General features: G+C 37.1%; 12 protein-coding genes. All 12 read right to left on the bottom strand.

Going from position 1 to position 13,854, the window contains the following annotated elements:
• Nucleotides 1–10 precede the first annotated feature (10 nt).
• Nucleotides 11–826: a pyrroline-5-carboxylate reductase gene (gene proC, locus ENO17_05890; protein HER24558.1), complete on the bottom strand. Its 816-nt coding sequence runs from the start codon at nt 824–826 to the stop codon at nt 11–13.
• 156 nt (nt 827–982) lie between these two features.
• The gene (locus ENO17_05885) at nt 983–1,735 is read right to left on the bottom strand and encodes a UPF0280 family protein (GenBank protein ID HER24557.1); all 753 of its coding nucleotides are present in this window, start codon (nt 1,733–1,735) and stop codon (nt 983–985) included.
• A 29-nt stretch (nt 1,736–1,764) separates the two neighbouring features.
• Nucleotides 1,765–2,172: a 4Fe-4S dicluster domain-containing protein gene (locus ENO17_05880; protein ID HER24556.1), complete on the bottom strand. Its 408-nt coding sequence runs from the start codon at nt 2,170–2,172 to the stop codon at nt 1,765–1,767.
• Nucleotides 2,173–2,274: 102 nt separating this feature from the next.
• Nucleotides 2,275–3,441, bottom strand: a complete 1,167-nt coding sequence (locus ENO17_05875) for a hypothetical protein (protein HER24555.1) — start codon at nt 3,439–3,441, stop codon at nt 2,275–2,277.
• Between the two features lie 91 nt (nt 3,442–3,532).
• Nucleotides 3,533–5,083 (bottom strand): 2-isopropylmalate synthase, encoded by a 1,551-nt coding sequence (locus ENO17_05870; GenBank protein ID HER24554.1) that lies wholly within the window; start codon nt 5,081–5,083, stop codon nt 3,533–3,535.
• 249 nt (nt 5,084–5,332) lie between these two features.
• Nucleotides 5,333–6,865 carry a 2-isopropylmalate synthase gene (locus ENO17_05865; protein ID HER24553.1) on the bottom strand — a complete coding sequence of 511 codons (1,533 nt, stop codon included), beginning with the start codon at nt 6,863–6,865 and terminating at the stop codon, nt 5,333–5,335.
• Nucleotides 6,866–6,910: 45 nt separating this feature from the next.
• Nucleotides 6,911–7,732 (bottom strand): prephenate dehydratase, encoded by an 822-nt coding sequence (gene pheA / locus ENO17_05860; GenBank protein ID HER24552.1) that lies wholly within the window; start codon nt 7,730–7,732, stop codon nt 6,911–6,913.
• A gap of 155 nt (nt 7,733–7,887) precedes the next feature.
• The gene (ilvC, locus tag ENO17_05855) at nt 7,888–8,883 is read right to left on the bottom strand and encodes a ketol-acid reductoisomerase (protein HER24551.1); all 996 of its coding nucleotides are present in this window, start codon (nt 8,881–8,883) and stop codon (nt 7,888–7,890) included.
• Nucleotides 8,884–8,927: 44 nt separating this feature from the next.
• Nucleotides 8,928–9,446 (bottom strand): acetolactate synthase small subunit, encoded by a 519-nt coding sequence (gene ilvN / locus ENO17_05850; protein ID HER24550.1) that lies wholly within the window; start codon nt 9,444–9,446, stop codon nt 8,928–8,930.
• A 2-nt stretch (nt 9,447–9,448) separates the two neighbouring features.
• Nucleotides 9,449–11,119: a biosynthetic-type acetolactate synthase large subunit gene (ilvB, locus tag ENO17_05845; protein ID HER24549.1), complete on the bottom strand. Its 1,671-nt coding sequence runs from the start codon at nt 11,117–11,119 to the stop codon at nt 9,449–9,451.
• Between the two features lie 626 nt (nt 11,120–11,745).
• Entirely contained in the window at nt 11,746–13,407 is a 1,662-nt protein-coding gene (gene ilvD, locus ENO17_05840; GenBank protein ID HER24548.1) for a dihydroxy-acid dehydratase, read from the bottom strand.
• Nucleotides 13,408–13,413: 6 nt separating this feature from the next.
• A partial coding sequence (locus ENO17_05835; GenBank protein ID HER24547.1) for a homocysteine methyltransferase occupies nt 13,414–13,854 on the bottom strand: 441 nt, incomplete at its 5' end.

Here is a 13,854-nt window from a genome sequence, read left to right as displayed (position 1 = left end):
ACATACCTTTTTATCGAGAAATTTCCTTAGATTTTTCTGTGGCTCGGCTAATTGCCTTAATAAGAGCTACCCTTATTCCTCCATCTTCTAATTCCATCAATCCATCTACCGTTACTCCGGCAGGAGTAGTCACAGCATCCTTCAATAAAGCGGGATGCATTCCAGTTTCCAATACCATCTTTGCTGCTCCTAATAGGGTTTGTGCAGTTAGTTTTTTAGCTAATTCACGAGGTAAACCCATTCTTACTCCTCCCTCAGTTAAAGACTCAATAACTATATAAGTGTATGCCGGACCGCTGCCCGATAAGGCAGTTACTACATCCATCAATTCCTCCTGGTGAATAACCTCCACTAATCCGATTGCACCAAAGATATCCATAGCCATCTGAACGTGCTCTTCATCAATATACTTACCAGGACAAAGAACGGTCATCCCTTCATTAATTAAAGCAGGCGTATTAGGCATCGCCCTGATTATCGGGATATTCTTTTCCAAACATTTCTCTATGAATTGAGTACTGGTAGCCGCAGCGATAGAGATGATTAATTGTTTTTCTGAAATAACTTCTTTGATCTCTAAAAGTACTTTTTTCATCATCTGGGGTTTAATTGCCATTATAATTATATCTTTCCCCGAGATCATTTCTTTATTATCAATAAAAGTTTGAATGCCATATTTTTTGTTCAACTCTTGGGCATGCTCTTCCTGGGCGGTACTACCGGCTACATTTTCTTTCTTCACGAAATTATTTTTGATCATGCCATTAAGGAGAGTCTCTCCCATTTTTCCTACGCCTATTATAGCAATTTTTTTATTGGTAAGCATAATGTTTATATTCCCCTTTTCGGTAAAAAATGTTTAATTTTTAAATTAACCAATTTACTAATTCACCAATTTACTAATTCTCGATTCAATTGTTACTCAGTATCATCCGTCTTCACAGCGCTTATTAGTCTGCCAATCTATAAATCTCATCTTTTTCTATTTTACCACAGTAAAGTTAATATCTCCCCATAGACCCATTTTATCATCTTTTATTATTACTATACCCTTGACATCTTTTATCTTTTGGGCATTAATTAATCCTTGCTCTATATCTTTTTCTGTTTTAATCATATTCCCTACTGCTGTAGCAGCAGCATCGGCAAGTAAAACAGAATTAGAAATTACAGTAACCGCATCTGCTTTTCCAAAACTTAAAGAAGGACCCACCGTTCCAGAAGAGGTGCAAACCCCCACATAATTATCTTTTGCTTCTATCTTTAAAATAATTCTCTGGCTAAAAGGAGAACTTCCGGCAAATATACTTACTTTTCTTTCTTTATTGCTCTTTATAAAAATATCTCCTCCATTTTCCACTATCACTTCAGAGGAATAATTTAAAAGATCTTTTCCGACGAATTCAGCTATTGCTCCTGCAACCGAAGCCATTGGCCCAACCCTACACAATGCTGAAGCGTGAATCATAAATTGGACAATCTGGGGAGCTTTTTTATCCTGAGAATAAGGCAAAAGAGTACTTTTAAATAAGGGGTGACTATAAATATAATTCTCTATTTGTCTTCTATAGTTTGAGACTATCTGTCTTGCATAGAAATTCAATTCTTGATTTGCTCTAATAAATATATCGCTTTCTTCTTCCGTTATTTGAAAAGAAATTAGATCCTTTTCTTCAATTAAATTTCGATATTTTCTTTCTCCATATTCAGTTGTATTAGTTTGAGGAAAAATCATTACTTTTTTCTCGCTTGTTTTAGATCTTCTTAAAAAGTAACTTTGATTGCCTGTAAAGGGCAAGCCTCCACACAATTACCGCAAACAATACATTTTTCGTAATCAAACTTCAATTTGAAAGTTGCTTTGTCTAAAGATAATACACCGGTCGGGCAAATAGAGATACACGCTCCGCAATCACTGCACTTCTTCTCATCCCATATTACCTCTTGCTCTAATAGTTCAATACTTACACCTGCCTGTCGGACAAAGTTTAAACCTTCCTCTATCTGCGCAGTCTCTCCTTTTAGTTCTAAAACTAACTTTCCTCCCACACTTGGTTTAAATTTTGCCTGTAAAATATTGACCCACAAGCCGTAATCTTTTATCAGCTGGTAGGTTACCGGCCGCTCAACATTTCGAGGAGAAAAGGTAAAAATTACTTTTTTGCTTATCATTTTACATCATTCCTTTTTAGACAAATTAGTGGACCGTGCATAATCATTAGTCCTTATAGTAAAATTCAAAATATTTTTACTTTTCGGGGAATAAACATCAAATTATTTTAAATGAATTTCCGATAAAGATTTGAATTCACATTCTTTAGGAAATTTTTGAATCGCTTCCTGTAAAAGAAATTTTCCCCCGGATATTTCTTCTTTTAATTTTTGAGATATTTCTCGAGCTTTCGCATAACTGGAAAGAGGAGAGGTGGGAACAATTTTCCCTTGAATCGTAATTTCCCCCTCCCTTAATTGCTTATAATTCACCCAGCCCAAAGAGGGTTTTTTTAAGTGCGGGAAACTATAGTCAATTATTTCCGTCCAAATATCCTCATCCTTTATAGCTACATTTTTCATTATTTCAATGTTTAAAATAGGAATTGGTATTCCTATACCTACCACCAAGGTCACTCCGTATCCTTTAAAAGTCGCCGCACGAATATAATCTGTGCTCATTTCTTTTAAATCTCCAATAACTGCTAAAGTACCTCCTTTATAGATGACTTTACCTTCCTCGTCCTTTAGCGCTTGAGGGCAAAATTGCGTTCCTTCCCAAGCTATATAACCTTGCGTTCCTCCTAAAAAGATGCGGGTACCGATACCGATAGTACTAAATTGAGGATCATTGATTAAAGGGCTTAGTTGACCGCTGGTACAATAATTTGCATTTCCTATTTTAGGAAGCAAGATCCCCATATAAGTATATATCTTTCTATCAGAAGTATTGACCGCCACATTATAGTTTTGATAACTATTTCGCGGATTAAACAATACTGCTTGATTTATACTTTTTTTGGTTACATAACTTTCTATCTCCCGCCGCGGATAACAATCGGTTCCCTGGGATATAGCCTTTAGCTTAATCTTTTTCCCCGAAATTAAATCTTCAATGACATGAGCTCCTCCATATTCCATCCCCCGGTTTTCAGAAAGTTGAGTAGCTCCCAAATAGACATCCACTGCTGCTAATCCTGCATAAGCCTCAACATCATTCAACCAAACTTGTTGCATGCGGATAGGGGGATCACTGTGCCCAAAATTTAATATTACCCCCGAGGAACACATGGGCCCAAAAGTACCGGTAGTCACCACATCAATTTCTTCTGCAGCCTTTTCTAAACCTTTTTCCCGGACTATAGGAATAATTTCCTCGGCAGTCACCACAACCGCTTTACCACTTTTAATTTTAGTATTAATCTCCTCATAGGTTCTTTGCATAGCCAAAAAATAATCCTCCGATTAATTAGATATTGTTATAGTACAAGTCACTAGTGAATAATAGTTATTGGCATTTAGTTCGCTGTTTAGTTATATGTTAACTAAGTGTTTTCTGAAAAGCAATGATATTCAGCATTTTTTCGGTCGCTTCTATAGCTGCTAAAACTTGATCGGGATTTACTCCTTTAGTAATAAAAGTTTTATGATTTTGCCACCCCCAGGTAATGGTGCATTGTACCAAAGCGTCCGTTTTTCCTCCCGGAGGTATATTCACCGTATAATCCAAAAGAGACGGTAAGGGATAATCTATTTTTTTCGCAATTTTTCGAATAGCATTCATAAACGCATCATATCCTCCATCTCCCTGGGCACTCTCTTCCAATTGTGTCTCTTTGCCCTTTATCTTATCATTATATAGTAGTTTAACCACAGCAATAGGCTTCAATTCCATACTGGTTACTATGTTGCATAATATCAATTTAAAGGTTTTTTCTTGAGGCGTTTCCAAAACATCTGAAATAATATAAGGTAAATCACCTACAGTAATGGTTTCTTTTCTGTCACCAAGTTCAATAATTCTCTCTAACACACGTTTCTTTTGTGCCTTGGTAAGTTCAATGCCAATTTCTTCCAAATTATATTCTAAATTAGATTTCCCACTTAATTTACCTAAAGAATATTGTCTCTTACGGTTAAATCGTTCAGGAAAAAGGGAGGTAACATAAAGATTACCCTTTTTATCTCCATCTGCATGAATTCCGGCGGTTTGCGTAAAGACATTGGAACCACATATTGGTTTATTTAAAGATAAGCGGTGACCAGAAAAGGCTTCAACCGTTTTACTGAGATGAAATAAGTGTTTTTCTTTTATCCCGGTTTTAATTTTAAGAAAATCATGAAGCCCAACCACTACTTCTTCCAGAGGAGCATTTCCTGTACGTTCTCCCATACCGTTCACTGTGCAATGGACTCCCTTTATTCCGGCTTCGACTGCAATTAAAGTATTTGCAGTAGCTAAGCCATAATCATTGTGAGCATGAAAATCAAAACTAAGTTCAGGATATCTTGTCAAAACCTCTTTAATAAATTGATAAACTTGTGAAGAATAGAGAATTCCAAGGGTATCAGGCAACATAAAGCGTTTTATCGCTTCCCCCTGAAGACTATCTAAAAGAAAATAAACGTAGTCTCGAGAATTAAGCATCCCCTGAGACCAGTCTTCCAAATATATGTTACAAGCAATCCCCTTAGTTCTGGCATAGGCAACAGTTTCTTTTATGTCTCGAACATGCTGCTCTTTGGTCTTTCTTAGTTGATTTGTCAGATGATTCATTGAACCTTTGCTAAGAATATTCATTACTTTTCCACCAAGAGTACCTATCCAATCCACCGATTCTGTTTTGTCTACGAATCCTAAAATTTCTATCTTATCTACACGGTTAGACTGTTGAGCCCAATCAATTACTTCTGCTACAGATTGTAATTCTCCTTTACTTACTTTTGCGCTGGCAATTTCAATTCTATCTACTTTTACATCTTCCAGTAAAATTTTGGCAATAGTCAATTTCTCCTGAGGAGAATAACTTACTCCCTTCATTTGTTCTCCGTCTCTTAGGGTAGTATCCATAATTTCTATTTTCCGATTCAATTTTAATCACTTCCTTTTAGATTAGTCGTTAGTGAAAATCGAACATGGAGCGTACAGTGTTTAGCGTATAGGATAGTATCAAAATAGTATCGCCTCATAATGAGATTACTACAGCTTAGCAACAACATTTCTTACTTTTCATTCTGACTCCTGGCTCCTGAATTCTATCATCTAACCTCTATTCTCTTCACGAAATACGATTCACGAGATACGAGATACGAATTTGCAACCAAGTAACTAAGTAACCAGTTAATCATGAGTAGTTGAAACTAAATTGTATACTATTCTATTTACTGCCTTAAGATAAGCTCTGATACTGGCTTCCAAAGTGTCCGTACTTGTACTTCTACCTGTAAAAATATTTCCTTTTGCATCCCTTATCTTAATAGTTGCTTCCCCTTGAGCATCCTTACCTTTGGTTAAAGCACGAACATTGTAATCTACTAATTTTAGCTTTAATTTGGTAATACGATCTATAGCTCGAAAAGAAGCATCTACCGGACCATCTCCACAGGCTGCATCTTCAAATTTTTTATCTTGAAATAATAATCTTACGGTTGCGGTAGGTAAAGTGTTATTACCGGTATTGATATGAAAATAGTCCAAGCAAAAAGTCTCGGGGACTTTCCCTATTATTTCTTCGGATACAATTGCCTCTAAATCTTCAATAAAAATCTCTTTCTTCTTATCGGCCAATTTCTTAAATTTTTCAAATACTTCATTTAATTTTTCTTTATCCAAGACATAGCCCATCTCTTCCAATTTATTCTTTAGAGCGTGCCGTCCCGAATGTTTTCCTAAAACCAAGCTATTGCTTTCCAATCCTACTGATTGAGGGGTCATAATTTCATAAGTAGTACGCTCTTTCAAGATTCCAGCCTGATGAATTCCTGCCTCATGGGCAAAGGCATTTTTCCCCACTATTGCCTTATTGGGTTGAATTGTAAAGCCAGTTAATTTGCTCACCAATCTGCTGACAGGATATATTTGTGTGGAATTAATCCGGGTAACTTTATGATAAAGATCTTTCCTGGTATGAATAGCCATCACCACTTCTTCCAAAGATGCATTTCCTGCTCTCTCGCCAATTCCATTTATAGTGCACTCTATTTGAGTGGCTCCATTTTTGATTGCTTCCAAGGAATTGGCCACCGCCAAGCCCAGGTCGTTATGACAATGGACACTAATGACCGCCTTTTCAATATTAGAAACATTTTCTTTAATATTTTTTATTAATCTGCCAAACTCTTCCGGTTGAGCATATCCTACCGTATCAGGTACATTTACGATAGTGGCACCGGCCTTGATTACTTCTTTAAAAATTCTGTATAAAAATTCTTTCTCACTCCTGCTGGCATCTTCGGCAGAAAATTCCACTTCCGGACAGAGCTTGCGGGTATATCTTACTGCCTCAATTGCTTGTTCTAAAACTTGTTCGGGAGAAAGCTGCAGTTTATATTTCATGTGAATGGGAGAAGTGGCAATAAAAGTATGGATTCGCGGTCTTTCGGAATATTTGATTGCTTCCCAGGCTCTTTCAATATCTTTTTTTATTGTTCGAGCTAAACCGGCAATACTACAACCTTTAATGGTTTGAGCAACTAATTTTACCCCTTCAAAATCTCCTGGTGAAGCAATGGGGAAGCCTGCTTCTATTACATCAACTTTAAGATTCTCTAATTGCCTGGCTACCTCCAATTTTTCATCAGTGTTAAGTGATGCACCCGGACATTGTTCTCCGTCTCGAAGTGTAGTATCAAAAATTAATATATTATCTGTCATCTTGCCTCCCCCCTATTTTATTTTAATATTTCTGCTTTGAAACCTTTACTCGGAATAATAACTCCCGATAATTTTTATAAAAGTAGTACAGGCTTTCAAAGATTTTAATGCTTCTTGAGTTTCTTGTGCCTGCAATCCCTTTTCAAAATCAGTATAAAAAATATACTCCCACGGCTCTCTTTTACTAGGTCGTGATTCCAATCTATTTATATTGATTTCTCTTAAAGCAAATTCCCTAAGACAACGATAAAGCGCTCCAGGCTTGCTCACTACTGCAAAAATAATAGAAGTTTTATTATTTTTAGGATCCGAAGATATTTCCTCCGATAAAACCAAAAAACGGGTATAATTATATTTGTTATCTTGAATCCCTGAATCCAGTATTTTTAGACCGTAAAGTTCTGCTGCCCAATTACTGGCAATGGCCGCGACATTATTTTCTTTTACTTCTTTAATTATTTTTACGCTCCCGGCCGTATCATAAACCGGAATTATCTGGCAATGAGGTAATCTTGTAGAGAGAAATTTTTCGCATTGAGCTAGCGCTTGAGGATGCGAATACACTTTTTCAATCAATTTAAAATCAATCTCTTCTTTGGTTATTAAACAATGTTTAACTCTTAATTTTATTTCTCCCACCGCAAATAATCCCTGATTTAACAAAAGGTCATGGACTTCATTTATTCCACCGGTTTGAGAGTTTTCTATAGGAAGAATACCATAGTCGGCTTCTTTATCATTTATCCTTTGGAATACTTGCTTAAAAGTTTTGCAAACTATCGGATGAATAGAAGAACCAAAAAATTTAATGGCCGCAATCTCGCTAAAGGCTCCCCTTTCTCCTTGAAATGCCACTCTGTTTTGCAAATTTTTCACCTCATTTATCAATTCACCAATTCTCCGATTTACCAATTCTCCAATTCGCCAATTAGTTAATTAAGGATTTAAACAGCACTAAACCTTATCTCCTACAATCTATAATGATTACCTGGATATTTTTCTTTTCTTCGCGAGATACGAATTTAGTTTTTTATCCAGGGCATCATGCTCCGTAATTCTTGTCCGACTTTTTCAATTAGAAAATTAGCTTCTTTATTTCTTATCGCACTGTAAAAAGGTCTTCCTGCTTGATTTTCAAGTATCCAATCTTTAGCAAATTCTCCGTTTTGTACTTCCGTCAACACCTTTTTCATTTCCTTACGAGTTTCCTCATTAATAATTCTCTTGCCAACCTTGAGATCTCCATACTCAGCAGTATTGCTCACATTATCTCGCATATAAGTAATCCCACCCTGATAAATTAAATCAACGATCAATTTTAATTCATTGAGACATTCAAAATAAGCAATTTCCGGTTGATAGCCAGCCTCTACCAAGGTATCAAAACCTGCCTGGATTAAAGCAGTTACTCCTCCGCAAAGTACTGTTTGTTCACCAAATAAATCAGTTTCTGTCTCTTCTTTAAAGCTGGTTTCAATCGTCCCTGCTCTTGTACCGCCGATAGCTTGAGAATAGGCTAATCCGATTTCTTTGGCATTGCCGGAATAATCCCGATACACGGCAATCAGGTTAGGGACACCTTTCCCTTGAAGATACATCTCTCTTACCAATCGACCGGGACTCTTGGGAGCAATCATAATAACATCAACGTTTTTTGGCGGAATAATTTGGCCAAAGTGGATATTAAATCCATGAGAAAACATTAAGACATTGCCATCCTCCAAACTCTTGTCTATTCCTTCCTGATAATAGACCTTAGCCTGAATTTCATCCGGAATCAACATTTGAATAATATCGGCACCCTTGGTTGCCTCAGAAATAGTCATCGCCTTTAACCCATCTTTTTCTACTAAATCAAACGATTTACTCCCTTCTCGCAGACCTACTATGACTTTCACTCCGCTATCGTGCAAGTTGAGAGCTTGTGCTTTACCTTGACTTCCATATCCAATTACAGCAACTGTCTTCCCTTTTAAAACCTCTTTTTTTACATCTTTGTCGTAATAAATTTTTGCCACCTGTTTAATCCTCCTTATTATTTTTAACCGTTCTCTTCATAATTTTAATTATTTTCCGTTTTATTTTTTAACACTGACGTAGTAGCACTCCCCCTAGATAGAGCAATTTTTCCGGTCCGTACGACTTCTTTTAATCCAAAAGGACGTAATAGTTCGATCAAGGCATTAATCTTTTCCTCTGTTCCGGTAGTTTCAATGGTTACTATCTGACTATTAACATCAATTATATTTGCTCTAAAAATATCTACCGTTTGAATTATCTCCGAGCGGGCGGGCAAGGAATTAGTACTTACTTTTATTAGAGCCAATTCCCTTTCAACTGAATTTTTAGGAGAAATATCTTTAACTCTAACCACATCAATTAATTTATTCAGCTGTTTAGTGATTTGTTCCAAGGTCCGTTCATCCCCCTTGACTACAATAGTCATCCTGGAAATATCAATTTCCTCGGTATGACCAACCGCCAGACTCTCAATATTAAAACCACGACGGGTAAATAAGCTGGCTACTCTGGCCAGGACACCGGGATGATCTTTTACTAAAACTGCTATAGTATGTCTCATTATTATTCAACTCCTATCATTTTAGATATCGGTGAGCCTGGGGCTACCATAGGAAATACATTTTCTTCTTTGGGAATAAGGCAATCAATTAATACAAACTTACTCAGGGAAAGGGCTTTTTCTAAAGCCGGATATAATTCCTGTTTTTTATTCACTCTTATTCCTATTCCCCCATAAGCTTCAACTAACTTTACAAAATCAGGATTCCCATTTAAAGTAGTTTCAGCATATCTTTTATCAAAAAATAATTCTTGCCATTGTCTCACCATTCCCAAAAAACCATTATTCATAATAATAACTGTAATAGCTAAATTATTACTAACAGCGGTTGCTATTTCTTGTTGGTTCATTTGAAAACTGCCATCCCCTGAAATACAAATGACCGTTTTTTCGGGACAGCCTACCTTTGCCCCAAGGGCAGCCGGAAAACCAAATCCCATGGTCCCCAGTCCTCCGGAAGAAATAAAACCGCGAGGTTCGGTATGTTGATAATACTGAGCAGCCCACATTTGGTGCTGCCCCACACTGGTCACAATAATGGTATTTTCCTTGGCAATTTCATTAATGGTTTCCATAACAAATTGTGGTTTCAGTTCTTCGTTGCGAATATATTTTAAGGGATATTTTCTTTTAAAATCTTCTATGGCATTTAACCACTCTCGTTCTTCTTTTTTAAGAATATATTTATTCAGTTTTCCCAATACACTCTTAATATCACCTATGATGGGAATATCTACCAAGGTATTTTTACCTACTTCAGCCGGGTCAATATCAATATGGATTATTTTAGCTTTCAAAGCAAATTCATCTAATTTCCCGGTAATTCGATCATCAAATCTTACTCCTAAAGCAATAATTAAATCAGCATCACACATAGCATAATTTGCACAAGGAGTACCATGCATGCCCAACATTCCCAAAGATAAAAAGTGAGTTTCCGGGAAAGAGCCCAAACCCATTAAAGTAGTCGTAATCGGAATATTGGTTTTGAAAACCAAATCTCTTAGTTCAGCGGATGCATTAGATGAAATAACTCCTCCTCCTGCATAGATTACTGGTTTCTTAGCATTGTTTATTTCTTGCGCTGCTGCTTTAATCTGTTGAACATGCCCGTTAAAAGTTGGTTTATAACCATTTAAGTTGACACTTTCAGGGTATTTAAACTCGGTTTTTGCCAATTGAATATCTTTTGGAAAGTCTATTAATACTGGCCCGGGTCTTCCTGTTCTGGCAATATAAAAAGCTTCTTTTATAATCCTGGCCAAATCTTTTACATCTCTTACTACATAATTATTTTTCGTAATGGGTAAGGAAATGCCGCTAATATCCACTTCTTGAAAAGCATCGGTGCCAATTAAGTTAGTAGGCACCTGTCCGGTAAAGGCGACTAAAGGAATAGAGTCAAGATGTGCATTGGCCAAACCGGTGATCAAATTAGTAGCTCCCGGTCCGGAAGTAGCTATACAAACACCCACTTTACCGGTAGCACGGGCATATCCGTCAGCAGCGTGAGCTGCTCCCTGTTCATGTCTGGTAAGTATATGTTTTATTGAGGCTTCACTATAAAGAACATCATATAAAGGCATTATTACCCCACCCGGGATGCCAAATATTACCTTTACACCTTCTTTTTTTAAACACTCTACTGCTATTTGCGCTCCGGTTAACTTCATATTATCCATCCCCTTTCTATCATTTAATATAAATTAATAAATAATTTATATCGCACTTTTAATTTTGCATATAAAAATACCCCAGCGAGTAAATCCATTTTGTTAGTTAAAACAAAAGGGACCTATCCGCTGGGGTCTTTTTTACCCACGGTGTAATACTAATACTATGATATTAGCATTTTATGCCACTCGGTCCAGGCTCTTACCTTAATTGATTAGACGGAACCCTAGGCATACTCCCAAAAAAACAAAAAAACTTTCATCTTCATTTTAATCCATAAAGATTAAAATAGGGACGAAAGTTATTCGTGGTACCACCCTAATTTAATAAAGAAAAGGAGAACTAAATCTTCCCTGCCTTTATCCTTAATTAGTAGACAATAGATAACGCTTTTGAAGCGTCACAGGTTACTATCCAATTTCACCTGTGTATAAATTATTGAAGGTGAGATCTTCGGCAAACTTTTGGTACCAATTCGCACCAACCATCGGCTCTCTTTAACCATCTCGGCTTGCCTACTTTTTCCTTCGTGGTGTACAATTTTTATTTATTAAAAAATAGATTACAACAATTAAACATAAATGTCAATAGGAGTTCAAACTATTTTTAATATTTTATCTGATAATTAAATATTTCTTATGGCTCCTTTATCAGCAGATCCAACAAAATTAGCATAATATTTCAGATAACCTGATTTTGCGGCAGAAGAGGGTAATTTTATTTTTTCTAATCTTTGATTTATCTCTTCCTCTGCTAACTTAAGGTTCAATCTTTTTTGAGGTATATCAATTTCAATCATATCCCCTTCTCGAACAATTGCTATTGGACCTCCTGCGGCTGCTTCAGGACTAATATGGCCAATAGATGCTCCTCTGGTAGCTCCGGAAAAACGTCCATCGGTAATTAAAGCTACTTCTTTATCCAGTCCCATACCAGCAATGGCCGATGTAGGAGTTAACATCTCCCTCATTCCAGGACCGCCCTTAGGTCCTTCATAACGGATAACTATAACATCTCCTTTTTTGATTTTGCCTTCTAAAATGGCTTTGGTACTCTCCTCTTCTGAATCAAAGACCCTGGCTGGTCCTTGATGTTTCAACATGTCAGGGTGAACTGCCGAACTTTTTACTACTGCGCCCTGAGGAGCCAGATTACCTTTTAAAAAGACAATACCTCCTTTGGGATTATAGGCATCTTCTATGGTTCTTATAACTTTATGATCCAATATAAAAGCATTTTCAATATTCTGACCAATATTTTTACCGCTTACAGTCATCTCTCCTAAATGAATGATCTTCTTCCTGCTCAGCTCCTTAAGCAAAGCTGAAATGCCACCCGCTTTATCTAAATCCTGAATATAGTGCTCTCCGGCAGGAGAAAGGCTGCACAATTGCGGGACTTGTTCCCTTATCCGGTCAAAATCATCTATATTAAAAGGAAGTCCTGCTTCAGAGGCAATCGCTAAAGTATGGAGCATGGTATTGGAAGAACCCCCTAAGGCCATCTCTACAGCGATCGCATTCTCTATAGATTTTTTGGTAATGATATCTAAAAAATTAACCTCTTTTTCTAATAATTCCATTATTTTCATTCCAGCATGTTTAGCTAACCTTATTCTACGGGCATCCACCGCCGGGATGGTTCCGTTACCAGGGAGAGCTATTCCTGCTGCTTCCACCCAAATATTTATCGAATTAGCGGTAAATAGACCGGCACAAGAACCAATCCCCGGACAGGCATAATCTTCTACTTCTTTTAATTCTTGCTCGCTTATAGAATCGGTTTGAAACTTCCCTACCGCTTCAAAGACATTGCTCAAGGATATATTTTTCCCCTGATAACATCCGGCTAACATAGGTCCGCCGCTGACTAAAATAGTCGGCACATTCACTCTTAAGGCACCCATAATCATTCCGGGTACTATTTTATCGCAATTGGGGACAAGGACCAGGGCATCAAAGGCATGGGCTTTGGCCATCACTTCAATAGAATCAGCTATCAACTCTCTGCTGGGGAGAGAATATTTCATCCCTTCATGGTTCATAGCCAATCCATCACACACCCCGATAGTTGAAAATTCAAAGGGAACTCCACCGGCCATTCTTATCCCGTCCTTTGCCGCCTGAGCTATATTTCTTAAATGAAGATGCCCGGGAATAATTTCATTGGCTGCCTGGGCGACTCCAATAAATGGTTTTTTCATTTCTTCATCGGTTATTCCTAAGGCTTTAAGCAGAGAACGATGGGGAGTTCTAGCCACACCTTTCTTTACTAAATCACTACGCATAATTTATCACCTACTTTTAAATATTATTTTAGCGGACATTGCCTTAATATGTAAAGGTGTAGTACCACAACATCCACCAATTAAATTTAATCCTAATTGAACAAATTTTTCAGTATAGTCAGCCATTATTTTTGGAGATGCAGAATACACTACTTTGCCTTTAAGCAATTCAGGCATTCCCGCATTAGGTTCAACCATTAAATAAGTCTTACTTGCCTTTCGCATTATTTTTAAGACCTCATATAGAACTTCCGGACCGTTACCACAATTAGCTCCTACTCCATCTGCTCCTTCACTTTCAAGGACTACTACTGCTCTTTCCGGGTCGACTCCATATAGTGTCTTTAAATTTTGATTAAAAGTCATCGAAGCTAACACCATTAGATTAGAATTTTCTTTCGCAGCTTGAAGTGCGACTTTTATTTCCTCAAGATCGTAAAAAGTTTC

This window comes from Candidatus Atribacteria bacterium, from assembly GCA_011056645.1.
In the GTDB taxonomy this organism is placed as follows: domain Bacteria; phylum Atribacterota; class Phoenicimicrobiia; order Phoenicimicrobiales; family Phoenicimicrobiaceae; genus Sediminicultor; species Sediminicultor quartus.
This window is presented reverse-complemented; position numbering and strand designations above follow the sequence as displayed.

Excerpts from the sequence above, each read along its gene's own strand:
- ENO17_05885 (HER24557.1), bottom strand. The coding sequence starts at position 1,735 with ATGATTTTTCCTCAAACTAATACAACTGAATATGGAGAAAGAAAATAT.
- proC (HER24558.1), bottom strand. The coding sequence starts at position 826 with ATGCTTACCAATAAAAAAATTGCTATAATAGGCGTAGGAAAAATGGGA.
- ilvN (HER24550.1), bottom strand. The coding sequence starts at position 9,446 with ATGAGACATACTATAGCAGTTTTAGTAAAAGATCATCCCGGTGTCCTG.
- ilvD (HER24548.1), bottom strand. The coding sequence starts at position 13,407 with ATGCGTAGTGATTTAGTAAAGAAAGGTGTGGCTAGAACTCCCCATCGT.
- ENO17_05880 (HER24556.1), bottom strand. The coding sequence starts at position 2,172 with ATGATAAGCAAAAAAGTAATTTTTACCTTTTCTCCTCGAAATGTTGAG.
- ENO17_05865 (HER24553.1), bottom strand. The coding sequence starts at position 6,865 with ATGACAGATAATATATTAATTTTTGATACTACACTTCGAGACGGAGAA.
- ilvB (HER24549.1), bottom strand. The coding sequence starts at position 11,119 with ATGAAGTTAACCGGAGCGCAAATAGCAGTAGAGTGTTTAAAAAAAGAA.